Below are 15567 nucleotides of genomic sequence, written 5' to 3'. Positions count from 1 at the left end.
ATGAGAATTGATGAATTTTTGAGCGAAGCAAAGACAGTGGCCATTTTCGGACACGTGCGCCCGGACGGCGACTGTGTGGGGTCTACCACAGGCATTTACAATTACATCAAGGACAACTACCCCGCCATTCAGGCAGAATTGTTCCTTGAAAACTTCCCCGACAGCTACAAGATTCTGCGTGGGGCAAGCGATGCCCGCCCCGCCTGGACTGCCGAATGCAATGGTGGCAAGCCCTACGACCTGGCATTCCTCATGGACACGCCGAGCTTTGAACGCGTAGGTGCAAATGGCGCCGAATGCATCAAGGCCGCCAAGAAAACCATCAACATCGATCACCACATTAGCAACCCGCTGAATCTTTGCACCCTGAACCTGGTGGAGCCCGAAGCGAGCTCCGCAAGCGAAGTGCTTTACGTAAACCTCGACAAGGCTAAAATCAGCCGCGATACAGCCAGTTCCCTTTACCTCGGCATTGTACACGATACAGGAGCCTTCAAGTACAGCTGCACCGGCAAGCGCACCATGCAGGTGGTGGGCGACCTGATTGAAGCTGGCGTCGACTTCGCAAAAATCGTGAATGAGACTTACTACACCCGCACCTACAAGCAGACGCTCATTACGGGCTATGCCATGCAGCAGAGCAAGCTTGGTTTAGGCGGCAAGGTCGTCTACAGCTACGTCACGCCCGAAGACATGGAACGATTCGGAGTCACGCCCGTGGAACTTTCCACCACCATCGACACCATCCGCGAAGTCGGCGGCACCGAAGTGGCTATTTTCCTCTACCCCGTGAACGGCAAGTACAAGATTAGCCTGCGCAGCAACTATGTAGTCGATGTAAACGCCATCGCTCGTGAATTCGGCGGAGGCGGCCACACCCGTGCCGCCGGCGGCGCCACCAGCCTCGCACCCGATGAGACCATCGAGAAAATCCTGAAGCTAATCGAAAAGCAGCTTTAAACCAAGAACAGCGCCACAGCCAAGAGCACGAATACGCAGCCGCTGAACCAGTTGAGGTTGCGGTTCGCCTTCGGGCTATTCAGCAAGAACTTTTTGACGGCACCCGCAAGTAACGCGACGGAGCCGAACACAATGAAGGTCGCTACGATGAATTCAGCACCGAGCAAGGCAATTTGCAGGCTCGGGTGAATCGGGCGCTCCAGGCGAACTGCCGGCGGAATAAACGAAAGCAAAAAGAGAATCACCTTCGGGTTCGAAATGTTCATGAGGATTCCGCGCAGGTAAAGCTTACGACCGGGAAGATGCTCCTGTCCTAGATTCTTCGACTCCGTCACTTCGTGACTCCGCTCAGGACGACACTCGGAAGCCTCGCCAGCAGCAACCGTGCCGGCACGGACCTGAAAGCTCTTGTAGGCCAAATACAGCAAGTACGCCGCCCCCAGGCACTGCATTACAAAGAAAGCCATTGGGCTTGCGGCAATAAGCGCAGACACTCCAGCCACGAGCAAACTTACCTGAATCACAATACCCGTGCAAAGTCCAAGAATCACGCAAAAACCGGCACGGGCACCATGGGTCGCACTTTGCGCCAGGACAAATAAGTTATCTGGACCAGGAGCAATTCCTACCACCAAGGCAGCAATAAAGAATTCTAGCATAGACAGTAGGAAGTAGACAGTAGACGGTAGGAAGTTGGCTGTAGACGGTTGAATTCTACAGCTTATCCAAGAAACTATCGACATCGAGTTCATCGAGGTCTTTCTGCAAAGTCGCAAGGGCGTCGTCGGAAAGAGGCGTCGCTTCGGCTTTTTCAGAAGCTTCCTGCACAGAAGCCGCATCGGCAAATTCCGATGGGGCTGATCCTTCGCGCGGATGCGGCAGGGACTGCGAATGTTCACCCGTCCGTTCGTCGTTTCCGCGTTCATCGGCAAGAGCGTTCGAAGCATCCACCATCTTCTTGAGGGCGGCCGCAACCTGCGCCATGGTACCGTCGTTGGCTGCAACCGCATCAATGGCGCGGCTGAGCTTTTGACGGAGCCCGGCAAATTCGTCGCGGTCGAGCTCAGCCACCTCTCCATGGAAGTACATCAAGGGCGTCTTGCAGCGCACGCAGCAAAACACCATCATGTTGGCACCTTCACCCTGAATCTGGGCATCGAAGGAGGTTCCGCAGTGGGGGCATCCGATATGAATTACACTCATGCCCTATAATGTAGAAAAAATTGAGTATCCGATGCCAAGGAGGACACAATATTTTTATTTTTGCAACATGCTTTGTCAATGGCTCTATCATATTACCAGTATTGATCTTTTTGACGGACGCCTTTTCCGCGCGGGCGTTGCCGCCATGCTCTCCATCGTATTCGTCCTGTTCTTCATGCCCAAGTACATCAGGCTTTTACAGGGTCTCGACGCCACTTCGGACTTCGACAAGGACGGCAAGAGCAAATCTCCCCCGATCATGGGCGGACTTCTCCTGGTAATTGTTGTTGAAATTGTATCACTGCTTGTCTGCAAGATGAACGGATACACCATCTCGACGCTCGTCATCCTTGCGCTATTCTCCGCCGTGGGCGCCATCGACGACATTGCAAAGGTCCGCGCCAAACGGCTCATCAAGCTCGGCAAGCTCAAGGCCGCCGACTACATGGACAAGGCGGACGGCATTTCGAGCAGCCTTAGACTGTTCCTCTACTTCTTATTCAGCCTTGTCGTCGCCATTTTCTGCTACAAGTTCATTCCCGAGCTCAAAGGCGACCTCACCATCCCCTTCTGCCCCATCGATGTGTTCCAGATTCATCTGCCCAACTGGATCTTTGTCGCCTTCATGACGTTTGTGATCGCCGCGGCCGCCAACGGCACCAACTTCACCGACGGTCTCGACAGCCTGGTGTCGGTTCCAATCCTCACCAGCATGGTGTTCGTGGGCCTTGTCGCCTACGTGAGCGGCAACTTCATCTTTAGCCAGTACCTGAGCGTACCTTACCTGCCGGGTTGCGACGAACTGTTTCCGCTCGCCACGTCAATTGCAGGTGCACTGCTTGCCTACCTGTGGTTCAACAGTCCCCCCGCCGAAATCTACATGGGCGACGCCGGCTCCGTGGGCTTTGGCGCTGCCATCGGCATCATGTTTATCCTGGTACAGGCTGGGCTCTTCCTTCCAATCGTCTGCGTGATCATCATTGCCGAAGCATGCTCCGTACTGCTCCAGATTCTCTGGTTCAAGTTTACCAAGAAGACCACCGGTACGGGTAAGCGAATTTTCCTCTGCGCCCCGCTCCACCACCACTACCAGAAGAAGTGGGACGGACGATTCCCGAGCAAACCGCTCATGAACTCGAAGATTGTGTGGCGCATGCACCTGGTGAGCATCTTTGCGCTCATCGTGAGCATGGTGATTTTCTTCGGCGTAAGATAGTTCTAGAATTATTCCTGCACATCGACCAGTTCGACATGCAGGTGCTCCGTTTCGCCCTTTTCCCAGAGCACTCGGAATCGATTTCCCAGCTTTTCCTGGGCCTTTTCAACGATTTCGCGGCGTTTTTCCACGGGGATATACTTTATCCTAAAGTCGATCGCAGCATTCTTGTAATGTTTCGAATTCGGCTTGTGGTACGGGTAGTCGTTTCCACTCGTAATGACAGGCACATAGTCATCGCCCATCACCTGATGAAAGCAATGCACAATCTCTATACCCGCCGTATCCATCGCAGGCAACAGGCTCTCAAGATAAACCCCTTCTTTTTGCCTGGTGCGCTTGAGTAGCAACCGATGGACTTCGCGCTGGTTGAAGGGCTTTACGTTCAAATGACGCATGTACTCTTCGGCAGACCAGGTGTCTTCAACCTGCTTCGGTTCGTAGTGCGGAATAGGCCTTTCGTTCGACTTGATCAGGATATACACGCCGATCAAGACGGCAACGGCAATGACTGGCGCCATTAAATACAAATGTTTAACAAAAAATTGCATTTTTACACGTTCAAAAATACTATTTTAGGGACATGAAGAAAGCAATCCTTATTTCTGCAACTCTCGTTTCTACCATGTTCCTTTTCGGCTGTGGCGAACAGACCAACTACACCGGCTGCTGGAAGGGTGAAGCCAACATGATTTTTGAAGTCCTGAGCGACAACAACCAGGATTTCACTATTCGCAACGTGAACGGCGACCTGCAAGCCACCATCCAAGATGGCAAGCTCTGCGGCAAGAATTCGCTCGACATGCCCTACTGCATGAGTGTCAAGGGCGACTCCGCCTACTATGAATTCGGCGGAATCACGACCGGGTATTCCCGCATCAGCAAGGAAGAATACGAAGACATCTTTGCGACACAGAAAAAGGCTTCTGCAGACTAAAGTAAATCCTTTAAAATCTGCTCAATCATGTATTCGGTGGGAGCGCCGCTCCAGACGCGCTTGATATATCCATCTTTATCAAGCAGCATCAAAGTCGGCACAGCGTGGATTCCATAGCGGATCCACATTTCTTTTTTGGCATCGCGGTACAGCGGATACGGTGAGGCATGCTGATGCGCGTAGAAGTCGTTCAGCACGTCCACGGACTCGTCGGCGATACCTATAACTTCGAGCCCCTTGGAGCTGTACTTGTTGTAGATGTTTGCAAGCACCGGAAGCGTCTTGCGGCAAGGGCCGCACCAGGTCGCCCAGAAGTCGAGAAGCGTCGCCTTGGGAGATTCCTTGCGTTTTTCGCCATTCTTGTAAAAGTTCTCGCCAAACTTTGCAATTTTGCTGCCAATGGCAGAACCGGTAAGGCTGCTGATGTCGTCGGGGCGTTCCGTCAAAGCCACCGTAAGCGTCTTGGACTTGCCCTCGCGTGAAATTTCGATCTTGATCTTCTGCCCAGCCTTGTGGCCAGAAACCGCCGACTGGATCTGCGACATATCCGTGAGCGGACTCCCCTGCACGCCGACGATCAAATCGCCTGCGACCATGCCCGCCGAAAAGCAGCCCGACTCCGGATGGACGCCAATCACATTCAAGGCCAGGTGGTTCTGGTAAGTCGACTTTTTGAAGGTAACGCCGAGCCACGGCACGGCAAAGGAGAATCCGCTAGCAAGCAGAAGCACTAATGCAACAGAACGAAACAGAGCGCAAATATTCATATCAGAACCTGTCCCTAGAACCGTGTCCGAAACGACAAGTTAAGGTTATACGGCCTTGGTCTGCTTCGGATTGTGGTCGTCGTAATCCGAAAGCGTCTTATAGCCCGATTCAAGGAGAGCCGCTTCAAGCTCCTTACGCATGGCGTGTGCCGCCATCCAGCGGAAGGCGACCACCGAGTAGCATTCCACCGCATCGACACCGAGCTTAATCAGGTCAAAAATCTTGAAGCCGTGGTCGATACCGCCGCAGGCAATGACGCTGATTTCAGGGTAATGCGTGCGGATGTAGGTCACGTTCCACATCATATTTTCGTAGAGCGGCCTGCCCGACATGCCGCCGCAGTCGCCATCGGCACGGAGCGGAGTCAGGTTTTCAAACTTGGTGTCAACCGGAAGTTCGCTGATCTTTTTGGAAGGATAAGTGTTGCCGACCACGACACCGTTTACCCCTGTGCGCACGAGCATGTCCATGATGTTCACCAGATGGCGTTCCGAAAGGTCGGGGCTGATCTTTGCATAGACAGCCTTGCGGAGGGCCTGGGCGTTCCTGTACTTCATGATTTCACCGAAAATGCGTTCGGTGAGCGAAAGGTCCATGTCGACGCGGGCTTCGCCGGTATTGGGGCAGCTCACATTGATTTCAATATAATCGCCCGCCTTGTAGGCGATGGCGAAGCTTTCAAGCAAGTCCTTGAGTTTTTCTTCGTTGTCTGTAAGCCCCGGAGTCTCTGCCACAGAAACACCCACGCAAAGGCCCGCCTTGTGAGCCTTGGTCAACTGCTCGTCGGTGCGGCGTGCAATGACTTCGACCCCTTCGTTGTTCAGCCCCATGCTGTTGTGGATGGCGCGGTCGTTTTCGAGAAAACCGATTCGCGGGCGGTGGGTGTTGCCTTCGCGGAAATGGCGGGTCGCCGTCCCGACGGTGATACCGCCAAAGCCCATGTTCGCGTAATCGCAGATTCGCTTTGCGGTCTTGTTTGCACCTGCAGCCAAGATGATGGGGCATCCGAAATACAAGGAGTTGCTGTGGTCCGGGAACGTAATAACGCGCTTGAGCGTCTTGCTCAAATCGGGGCGGCCACCCATAAAGGGAATATAGGGGGCAAGCCTAGCAACATGCTTCAGGGAATCATGACGGAATTCGGGATTGTTGTGAAAAATGCGGCGAATGAGCGCCAAAACGCGGTCGCCGAAGTTCAGGTAATACTCGTGGTTCACGCAGTTAAAAGACATGGAGATTCCTCTAGCCAAAACTTTTCACCCCAAAAAATAGAAAATATCGTCCCCCGACGACCAATTTTGAAATCGTTTTCTATTTTGTTTAACGAAAAACATTGTAATTGACCATGGAACAGAAAAAGATTGATTCTATTGTCGCGGCCATACGCGAAAAGATGCCAGCCTACATTGACACGCTCAGTGACTTGGTGCGCATTCCTTCTATCAGTTTTGACAACTTTGACCAGAAACACGTACTCGAGTCCGCCGAAAAAGTCAAGGAGCTATTCCTACAGGCAGGGCTCACCAACGTGCAGTTTCTGCTTCCGCCCAGCGGACGGCCTTCCGTCTATGGAGAAAGCCTGACGAGCCCAGACAAGCCGACGGTGCTTTTGTACGCCCACCACGATGTGCAGCCACCCATGCGCGAAGCACTCTGGAACACCAAGCCCTTCGAAGCAAGTCTCCAAGGAGACCGTCTTTATGGTCGTGGAACTGCCGACGACAAGGCGGGCATCATCACGCACCTTGCAGCCTTGGAGCAGGTCCGCGCCTGGAAAGGAAGCGAGGGGCCGAATCTCAAGTTCCTGATCGAAGGCGAAGAAGAATCCGGCAGCGCAGGCTTCGAGGCCATACTCAAGAAGAACGCAGACCTTTTGAAATGCGACGCTGTGATTGTCGCAGACCTTGGAAACTTCGCCAAGGGGACGCCCTCTATCACGACAACGCTCCGTGGAATGAGCGCAGTCAACGTGGAAATAAGGGCCGTGAAGGCTCCCCTCCATTCCGGCAGCTGGTCGGGCCCGATTCCCGACCCGGGTCAGGTGCTTTGCCGCATGATTTCCTGCATGACCGACGGCAAGGGAAACATCTTGATTCCTCATTTCGAGGACACGCTGGTGCCGCCGACCGAAGCCGAACTGGAATCTTATAAGAGCCTTGGCATGACCGAGAAGATTTTCCGCAACGACGGCGGAATTTTGGACCGAGTCCAGCTGAAGGTTCCTGAAAACGAAATTCTTCTTTCGCTGTGGCGCAGGCCTTCGATCGTGGTGACCGCCATGGAAGTTGGCAGCCGACTGAACGCCGGAAACGTGTTGCAGGACACCGCCTACGCCCGCATCGGAATCCGCCTTGCCCCGGGAATGGACGCAAACATCGCCACTCAACAGGTGGTCGAGTTCCTGCAGGAAAAGGTGCCCTACGGCCTAGAATGCAACATCACCACCGAAGACGGCGCAAACCCCTTTGTCACGGACACCACGCATCCTTTCTTCAAGAAGATGAGCGAATCAATGTCCATCGCCTACAACGCGGAAACCAAGTTCATCGGCTGTGGGGCAAGTATCCCCGGTGCAGAGCTGTTCCGCAACACCTTTGGCAACATTCCCATTCTCTTGACAGGCCTCGAGGACCCGGAATGTAACGCCCATGGCGAAAACGAAAGCCTTTACCTACCAGACTTTGAACACGGCATCGTCGCCGAAACCCTGTTCTTTGGAGGAATCTGCTAATGAGCACGACCAAGTATCCAAGACTCGTCGTCCTGACCGGGGCTGGAATCAGCGCCGAATCGGGACTTCGCACTTTCCGCGGCAACGATGGCATGTGGGAACACGAAAACATTGATGACGTGTGCACTCCCGAAGGCTACTACCGCGACAAGAAGCGCGTCAAGGACTTCTACAACTTCTTGCGCAAGGGGCTCAAGGAACACGAACCCAACGCAGCCCATATCGCCCTGGCTGAACTTGAAAAGCGCCTTGGCGATGACTTTTTGCTCGTCACGCAGAACGTGGACAACCTGCATGAACGCGCCGGTTCGAAGCGCGTGCTGCACATGCACGGCGACCTGATGCGGCTCACCTGCGAGCACAACCCGAAACACGAATTCATGTTCGATGGCGAAGAAACCCTCGACACCCGCTGTCCCTTCTGCGGTGCGATGAGCCGCCCAGACATCGTCTTCTTTGGAGAGCAGCCGCTTTACATGGAAGAAATCCAGGATGCGCTCAGGCACTGCAAGGAATTTGTCTACATTGGCACAAGCAGCGTGGTCTACCCTGCCGCAGGCTTCAAGAGCTTTGCAAAAAGCTTTGGCGCCAAGGTCACCTGCCTGAACCTCGAAGTGCCCGCCAGCGACCCCTACACCGACGTGTTCATGGAAGGCAAGGCGACAGACATTGTGCCCAAGTGGTGCAAGGAATTTAAGTAATAGCAGGCTACAAGAGGAGACGCCGGGTCAAGCCCGGCATTGACATGTGAAACGTGCGGTAATCACGTCATTGCGAGCCCCGTGGGGCGAAGCAATCCACCAAGAAACTTATATTTCCATAAAACAATTCGCTTCGTGGTTCGTTGAGCCCGGAGCTTTTTGTTTGGGCGGCAGTTCATCGCTGCGGCATTGTTCGGTGCATCTTTCGCAGCGCGCCGCAAAACGGCACCCCTTTGCAAAGTCGCGCGGATGCGGCACGGACCCCGGAATTGACTTCATGGTGCGCATGTCGCTGTGGTTCTCGGGAATGGCTGCCAGGAGCCCCTGCGTATAAGGATGCATCGGATTGTCGATGACATCGCGGACATCACCCGTTTCCACGATGCGGCCTGCATACATGACCGCCACGCGGTCCGCATACTGCGAGACGATTCCCATGTTGTGCGTAATCAGGAGTACAGCCGTTCCCGTGCGGTTCGCCATATCCTTGAGAACGGCGAGCACCTGCGCCTGCACCGTCACATCCAAGGCCGTCGTCGGTTCGTCGGCGATAATCAGCCTAGGCTTGGATAAGAGCGCCATCACAATACACACGCGTTGGAGCATTCCGCCCGAAAGCTCATGCGGATAGGAGTTCAAGACGCGGTCGATGTCCTTGAAGCCTGCAAGAGTCAGCTGTTCGCGGATGACCGTCATAAAGTCGCTCTTGGAACGATTGCAGAATTTGAACACTTCGAGCAGCTGTTTCTTGATGGTGACTACCGGATTCAGGGCCTGCATCGGTTCCTGGAAGATGCAAGCGATTTCGGAACCGCGAATTTTCTGCAAGTCGGCAAGCGGAAGCTTTGCAAGGTCAATCGGCGAAGCATCTTCACCGGCACAATACAGCACGGAGCCTTCCACAATTTTTGCACTCGGCCAAGGCAAAAGCCTTAAAATGCTCATTGCGGTCACGCTCTTGCCGCAGCCGGATTCGCCAACCAGCGCAAAGAACTCGCCCGCAGCGATTTCGAAGCTCACCTTGTCGGTCACCTGCAACGGAGTCTTTCCATCGCGGGGCGTCCCGTTTTTGTCAAAACCGAACGCCACCGAAAGGTTTTCTACTTGCAGAACCGATTTCATTTACCTGGCTCCGTTTCACTGCGTTCAGGCTGGTTCCCACCCAAAAAATTCCGAATTTCTTCGAGGCGAGCGTTCGCAATACGCTTTCCCATGTCATAGACGCGCTGCAATTCGTTCACGTTCTTTTCGATGCGGCTGATACCGAGGGGCGCCTCGGGGCAGAGTACCAATACATTTCCCATCTTTTCCTGTTCGAAGACGTAGCGGGTCTCGGCGTTGTACATCTCGTGGCGGTGCGCTACCGCTTCGATAAATTTCGGATACTTGCGGTAAACCATCCGAATGATAGGCATCAGCTTGTTCGGCGTTTTCACATAGTTTCTGGGCTGCGTCAAGATGACCACGTTGCGGTCGTAGCCCTTCGACTGCAAGAACTGCAGCGGAATCGAATCGGCAATGCCACCATCCATATACTTGCCACCGTCAATTTCGACAATTTTTGCGGCCAAGGGCATCGATGCCGAGGCGCGCATCCACTCCAGTTCGGTTTCGTTGCCTTCGGTAAACTTCGGGAACACAGCCTTTCCCGTCTCGATATCGGTGACGCCCATGTAGAATTCCATCGGATTTTCACGAAGCGTCTTGTAGTCAAACGGATCAAGCTCTTCGGGAATGGTCCTGTAGCAGAATTCGGCGTTGTAGATGTCGCCGGTCTTGATGAGCGAACGGATGCTGCAATAGCGCTTGTCGTTTGCGAAGCGAAGGTTGTAGCGCAAGGCTCGGCCAGGCTGTCTGGACTTGAGGTTGCAACCGAAGCAGGCACCCGCAGAGATTCCTACGGCTCCATCAAACTCGATGCCATTTTCCATGAAGGTGTCAAGAATCCCGCAGGTAAAAAGCCCGCGCATGGCACCACCTTCAAGAACCAAACCTTTCTTTGACTTTGCAATATCAGACATATCGATCTCCCGACTTCGGATCTTCACACGACTCCGCAATCGATCTTTGTCGACTTAAAAAGCTACATTCGATTGCTCCGCGCTCCCACGACTCGTTAATACGAGTCGTTCTCGCTTGGCATGGATCCTTCAGTCGAAAGTTACTAAACATAGCGATCTCCCGACTTCGGATCCATTGCATCCCGCACGCCCTCGCCCACGAAGGTGGTCAAGAGGAGCGTGATAAACAGTGCGGCGACCGTACTCACCGAAATCCACGGGGCATACAAGTTGTTAAGTCCCTGACTCATGAGTTCACCCCAGCTGGGGGTAGGCGGCTGCAAGCCGAACCCCAGAAAGTCAAGAGATGTCAGGCTTCCGATGCCGCCAATCAGCGTAAACGGGAACAATGTCACCACCGGCGTCATCGCGTTCGGCAGGATTTCCTTAAAAAAGATGTGGCGGTGTCCAAGTCCCAACACCTTCGCCGACTGCACATAGGTCATACCGCGCAATTTGAGAAATTCCGCGCGCATGTAGTAGCTGAGCGAAATCCAGTTGAATGCCGCCATGATCAGAATCAGTAGCCAGAAGCTACGACCGTAGATGCTCCCGATCAGAATCACCACGTAAAGCATCGGGAGCGACGACCAAATTTCAATGAATCGCTGCATTCCCGTATCCCAGAACTTGCCGAGATAACCCTGAATGCCGCCAATCACAATTCCTAGGAAGGTTCCTAGAACCGTGAGAAGCAGGCTAAAGCTGATGCAGATGCGAAATCCATGAATCAAGCGTGCAAGCACATCGCGGCCGTTGCTGTCGGTACCGAGCCAATGCCTTGCACTCGGCGCAAACGGCGGCGTTCCCTCTTCGGTCAAATCGGCCTTCAAGGGATCATGGGCTATCGGAGGCATCACCGCCCAAATTTCGGGACAGCCCCCCGCGCGGGTAAAGCCTTCGGCGGCATCTTCTTCGCATTCGCGCACCACGGCAAACAGCTTGCCGTAATCGGCTTCCGTCTGGTAATTTCCGCCAAAGTCCTGTTCACTGTAGCGAACAAAAGCCGGAAAATAGGATTTGCCATTGTACTTCAAGTACAGCGGCTCATCGTTCACCGTCCATGGACTGGTAAGCGATAAAAGATAAGCCGCCACAAGCACAACAAGCGACCAAAAAGCCCGTTTGTTCTTGCGGAAGCGCTTAAGCCTGTTCAAGGATTCTTGTGTTATTTGAAACATCATACAAACGACCGCGAAAGCGTATCGATCAACTCCGCAAAATTAATCGGCTTTGCAATATGTCCATTCATTCCGATATCGAGTGCGGCCTGTTTTTCTTCATCGAAGGCACTTGCCGACAAGCCAAGAATCAAGATGCTTGCCTTGCGGTCATCATCCATCTTGCGAATGCGCGCCGTCGTTTCAAAACCGTTGCCTCTAGGCATCTTCAAATCCATCAGGACAGCGTCAAACGACCCTGCAGGCGACATGTCGATTTTTCGATAACATTCGTTGCCGCTTCCAACACAAACTATTTCTGCGCCAACCGACTTGATCATGTCCGTAACGATTTCGCAGGTCACCGGATCATCGTCAGCCAAAAGAATTCTCTTACCGACAAACTTGTCTCTCGACGAAAGAGGGCTGTCCTTCACCATTGGAACATTTTCATTGACAATCCGGTGCGGAGTCACCACGACCACCCTGGTCCCTTCGCCGACGCGGCTAGTAATGTTGATGGTTCCATGCATCAGGTCTACCAGCTTCTTCACGATGCTGAGGCCAAGGCCCGTACCGCCAATACCGCGGGTCAGCGGAGTCTGTTCGCGTTCAAAGTCATTAAACACGTTTGGCAAGAAATCTTCGGAAATGCCGACACCAGTATCCTCGACCACCATCTCAATATAGCACATGCCGGGCGTTTCATGGGGCAAGTCCCTTAGCGAAATTCGAACCAGGCCCTGCGCCCTAGTATACTTGATGGCGTTCCCTACAATATTCAGAAGGATTTTCTGGATCTTCACCTTATCGCAGTAAATATACCTTGGCCGAATGTTCCTGGAGACCTGCAGCATAATACTCTTCTGCTGAGCCGCAAGCTCAAAGGTCGATACCAGGTTTCCGCTCAGTTCCGCAGTCAAGATCGGCGTCTCTTCGATTTTTTCGTAACCAGATTCAATTCGCGCAAGGTTCAGCACCGAGTTGATCATGTCCAAAAGGAAACTACCTGCCGTCTGAATTCCATCAAAATAATGGTTAAGCACCGAGATTTCGGCATCGGATAAATTTAAGCGGAGCAAGTACTTTTTCGCCAAGGCTTCGTAGCCGAGCACGGCATTCATCGGAGTTCGAATGTCGTGACTAAGGTTGAACATGAAGTTGGACTTCGCCTTATCAGCCTTGCGGGCTCGCTCCAGAGCCTTCGCAAGGGCTGTCCGCTGGTCGTTCAGTTCCTTGCGTTTCTCCAGCTCGGCGTTCATGGATTCATCGACCATCTTGAAACCGATGACAATTTCGTTACGATCCTTGGACGGCTTTACAAAGTGAGCCTGGATGTAGTGGTATTCGTTGCCCCTAAAAACGCGGTAGATGAACTCGAAACGGTTGTGCTTTAAGAATTCATGGCCAAGCCTTTCCAGGGACAGCACCTTATCGAACTGCGGACGGTCTTCCGGAATCACCATCTGGTTCACGTACAAGGGCATCAGCTGGTCGTAGTGGCTGTTCTTGTCAAGTGCATCTTGCATGTGACGGAGCAAAGTGCTATCGATGGCGTAGCTTTCACCGTAGCCCGTATTCATGTCAATGACAAAGGCCGACCCATACGACTCCGTCAAGGCGTTGATGACGTTCAGGTGTTTACCTTCCATTTCATCACGCAAGCGCCGGTTGACTTGGTAAAGGGAACGCATATAAATCAGGAAGAACAAAAGCACCACGAAAATGGCAATGATGGCCTGAATCACCAGCGCACGGGTAACACCTCCCAGCACATGGTAAGGAACCATCAACACGACAAAGCCGTCAATTCCCCCAGCACGGAAAATGCAGGCAACCGATGTACCGTAAGGCGACGAAATCCTGAAGGGAGTCGGTTCATCCAGCACGGCATTCTTCTTGAATTTTTCGTAAATCTCCGGCGGAAAGAAATCTTGGGCACGCATTTCAAAGGACTTGCCGTAATCGTCAGAAATGATGTTTGACGCAATGATATTCATGTGCTTGTCGCACACCAGGCCCACGATGGACTCCCCATAAATCTTGTAGTAGTTCATCAAGGCAGCAATATCGGTATTGCCCCCCAGAATCCCAGAAACAACACCCACAATGGAATCCCTGTAATAGAGCGGCGTGTAGACATTCACCTGCGCTTCAGACGATATCTTTGGATTGTAGTTAACCCATATTCCAGTTTCACCCAACATTCCCCGTTGGAAGGATTCATTATCGGAAGCATCGTAGGGGTCTTCGTCCTGGGAATAATTCACGCCATTTCCATTGGTAAATTCAACCTTCGAAAAAGGCGTCCCGTCAATCTTGGACATCAGGGTCGCATAGGGATTCTTCAGTTCCGTTCCATCCATTTTACCGGATACCGAATTGGCAAGCAGTTTTACGCTGCTTTTTGCATAGAGGATTTTGCTCTCCAATTCCGCCGACACATTCCTTGTGTCCTGAACAATATTCTGTTCCACCTGCTTAAAGAAGTACTCGCGAGCAAAAAAAGCGGACAGGGAAACAAAAACCACAACAGCGACGGCAACCACGACCACAGCCGGGTTGAACGTCATCCATCTTTTCAGCTTAATCTTTTTCATGGGGTCAATAGTTCTAACAATTATAACAAAATTTTTTCTAATATATAGGGCGTATGAAGGATTTGACCATCGAACACAAGGCCGAAAAGGAACGTTGCATTCTCGTAGGGATCTCTACCCCGAAGGTTCGCCCCTGGCTTGCCTCCGAACAACTCGCTGAATTGGGCAGGCTCGCCGAGACCGCAGGCGCCGAGGTGGTGCAGAGTTTTTTGCAGCGGGTACAGAACTTTAGCCCGGCAACGCTCATTGGCGAAGGCAAGGTGAACGAGGTCAAGCGCGCTCTAGAAGAACTGAACGCTAAGATGGTCGTTTTTGACGACGATTTGTCTGGTTCGCAGGTCAGGAACCTGGAACAGAGGCTCCCCGGAATTAAGGTACTTGACCGTACGGGTCTTATCCTGGACATTTTCGCGAAACACGCCGTCACGGCAGAAAGCCGCCTGATGGTCGAAGTGGCACAGCTCCAGTACATGATGCCCCGCCTGACCGGTGCATGGACACACCTTTGCCGCCAACACAACGGAGGCATCGGTACCAAGGGTCCCGGCGAAACTCAGCTCGAAACCGACCGCCGCATGATCCGCAAGCGCATTCAGGAACTTAAAAAGAAGCTTGAAAAAATCGAGGACGCCCGCGAAAGCCAGGCCGAAAACCGTAACGATATTTTCCACATCGGAATCGTGGGCTACACGAACGCGGGCAAGTCTACGCTGACCAACCGCCTGACCGGCGCCGACGTGTATGTCGAAGACAAGTTGTTCGCCACGCTGGACAGCACCACCCGCAAGCTCTACCTCGACGGTGAAAACATCATTCTGTCAGACACCGTGGGCTTTATCCGCAAGCTTCCGCACAACTTAATCGAGACCTTCAAGAGTACGCTGGGTGTGGCCGCTCATGCGGACTGTATTTTGGAAGTCGTGGACGGCTCCGCCCCCGACTACCGGGAGCATCTGGAAGTCACCCACAAGACGCTGGAAGGCATCATCAGTTCCGAGACGCCACGTATCCGCGTATTCAACAAGGCCGAAATCTGCGACGAGGCCCGCCGCACAGAACTCCGCGAAAATTACCCCGAAGCAATCCAGGTGAGCGCCCGCGAAAACATCGGCATGGAACGCCTCCGCGAAACCTTCAAGGAGCAGCTCGCCGTTTGGCACAAAAAGCGCGAAGCCTACGAACAGAAAGAGAAAGAACGCAGCGAAGCCCCGTGGCGGGAGTAGTTCCGCTT

15 protein-coding genes are annotated in these 15567 nt (G+C 53.1%); 6 read left to right on the top strand and 9 right to left on the bottom strand.

The genetic code is table 11. From position 1 onward, the window contains the following. A complete protein-coding gene (locus ACKI61_RS14910; protein WP_407458448.1) occupies nucleotides 1–960 on the top strand; it encodes a DHH family phosphoesterase in 960 nt (319 codons plus the stop codon). On the opposite strand, the gene ACKI61_RS14905 is transcribed toward ACKI61_RS14910, so the two are convergent. Together ACKI61_RS14905 and ACKI61_RS14900 are read right to left on the bottom strand one after the other, a co-directional pair. Beyond that, a complete protein-coding gene (locus tag ACKI61_RS14905; RefSeq protein WP_407458447.1) occupies nucleotides 957–1619 on the bottom strand; it encodes a LysE family translocator in 663 nt (220 codons plus the stop codon). The two genes, ACKI61_RS14910 and ACKI61_RS14905, sit on opposite strands and share 4 nt — an antisense overlap. A 55-nt stretch (nucleotides 1620–1674) precedes the next feature. After that, a complete protein-coding gene (locus ACKI61_RS14900; protein WP_407458446.1) occupies nucleotides 1675–2163 on the bottom strand; it encodes a hypothetical protein in 489 nt (162 codons plus the stop codon). Nucleotides 2164–2230: 67 nt separating this feature from the next. On the opposite strand from ACKI61_RS14900, the gene ACKI61_RS14895 reads away from it, so the two are divergent. Continuing rightward, the gene (locus ACKI61_RS14895) at nucleotides 2231–3379 is read left to right on the top strand and encodes a phospho-N-acetylmuramoyl-pentapeptide-transferase (RefSeq protein WP_407458445.1); all 1149 of its coding nucleotides are present in this window, start codon (nucleotides 2231–2233) and stop codon (nucleotides 3377–3379) included. An 8-nt stretch (nucleotides 3380–3387) separates the two neighbouring features. Here ACKI61_RS14895 and ACKI61_RS14890 read toward each other — a convergent pair whose 3' ends face one another. Then, nucleotides 3388–3900: a hypothetical protein gene (locus tag ACKI61_RS14890; protein WP_407458444.1), complete on the bottom strand. Its 513-nt coding sequence runs from the start codon at nucleotides 3898–3900 to the stop codon at nucleotides 3388–3390. 62 nt (nucleotides 3901–3962) lie between these two features. Between ACKI61_RS14890 and ACKI61_RS14885 the strand changes: the two genes are divergently transcribed. Further along, nucleotides 3963–4316, top strand: a complete 354-nt coding sequence (locus ACKI61_RS14885; protein WP_407458443.1) for a hypothetical protein — start codon at nucleotides 3963–3965, stop codon at nucleotides 4314–4316. Here ACKI61_RS14885 and ACKI61_RS14880 read toward each other — a convergent pair. After that, a complete protein-coding gene (locus ACKI61_RS14880; RefSeq protein WP_407458442.1) occupies nucleotides 4313–5083 on the bottom strand; it encodes a thioredoxin-like domain-containing protein in 771 nt (256 codons plus the stop codon). The genes ACKI61_RS14885 and ACKI61_RS14880 overlap by 4 nt on opposite strands. A gap of 45 nt (nucleotides 5084–5128) precedes the next feature. Further along, nucleotides 5129–6316 carry a dihydroorotate oxidase gene (locus ACKI61_RS14875; protein ID WP_407458441.1) on the bottom strand — a complete coding sequence of 396 codons (1188 nt, stop codon included), beginning with the start codon at nucleotides 6314–6316 and terminating at the stop codon, nucleotides 5129–5131. Between the two features lie 113 nt (nucleotides 6317–6429). Between ACKI61_RS14875 and ACKI61_RS14870 the strand changes: the two genes are divergently transcribed. Beyond that, a complete protein-coding gene (locus ACKI61_RS14870; RefSeq protein ID WP_407458440.1) occupies nucleotides 6430–7815 on the top strand; it encodes a M20/M25/M40 family metallo-hydrolase in 1386 nt (461 codons plus the stop codon). After that, nucleotides 7815–8516, top strand: a complete 702-nt coding sequence (locus ACKI61_RS14865) for an SIR2 family NAD-dependent protein deacylase (RefSeq protein WP_407458439.1) — start codon at nucleotides 7815–7817, stop codon at nucleotides 8514–8516. The genes ACKI61_RS14870 and ACKI61_RS14865 overlap by 1 nt, the downstream gene beginning before the upstream one ends. Before the next feature lie 108 nt (nucleotides 8517–8624). Here the strand turns inward: ACKI61_RS14865 and ACKI61_RS14860 are convergent, their stop codons facing one another. The 4 genes from ACKI61_RS14860 to ACKI61_RS14845 all read right to left on the bottom strand — a co-directional run bounded on the left by ACKI61_RS14860 (nucleotide 8625) and on the right by ACKI61_RS14845 (nucleotide 14336). Further along, complete coding sequence (locus ACKI61_RS14860; RefSeq protein ID WP_407458438.1) at nucleotides 8625–9638, bottom strand: ABC transporter ATP-binding protein; 1014 nt, start codon at nucleotides 9636–9638, stop codon at nucleotides 8625–8627. Continuing rightward, on the bottom strand, nucleotides 9635–10537 hold the full coding sequence (locus tag ACKI61_RS14855) for a patatin family protein (RefSeq protein WP_407458437.1): 903 nt from the start codon (nucleotides 10535–10537) through the stop codon (nucleotides 9635–9637). Before ACKI61_RS14855 ends, ACKI61_RS14860 begins: the two co-directional genes overlap by 4 nt. A gap of 143 nt (nucleotides 10538–10680) precedes the next feature. Continuing rightward, nucleotides 10681–11760: an ABC transporter permease gene (locus tag ACKI61_RS14850; RefSeq protein WP_407458436.1), complete on the bottom strand. Its 1080-nt coding sequence runs from the start codon at nucleotides 11758–11760 to the stop codon at nucleotides 10681–10683. Then, the gene (locus tag ACKI61_RS14845; protein WP_407458435.1) at nucleotides 11757–14336 is read right to left on the bottom strand and encodes an ATP-binding protein; all 2580 of its coding nucleotides are present in this window, start codon (nucleotides 14334–14336) and stop codon (nucleotides 11757–11759) included. Before ACKI61_RS14845 ends, ACKI61_RS14850 begins: the two co-directional genes overlap by 4 nt. Before the next feature lie 53 nt (nucleotides 14337–14389). On the opposite strand from ACKI61_RS14845, the gene hflX reads away from it, so the two are divergent. Then, nucleotides 14390–15559, top strand: a complete 1170-nt coding sequence (gene hflX, locus ACKI61_RS14840) for a GTPase HflX (protein WP_407458434.1) — start codon at nucleotides 14390–14392, stop codon at nucleotides 15557–15559. Nucleotides 15560–15567: the final 8 nt, after the last annotated feature.

The sequence above is a fragment of the Fibrobacter sp. genome, assembly GCF_045601785.1.
GTDB lineage: Bacteria > Fibrobacterota > Fibrobacteria > Fibrobacterales > Fibrobacteraceae > Fibrobacter.
The sequence above is the reverse complement of the archived record's forward strand: the minus strand, read 5'-3'. Positions and strand labels throughout refer to the sequence as shown.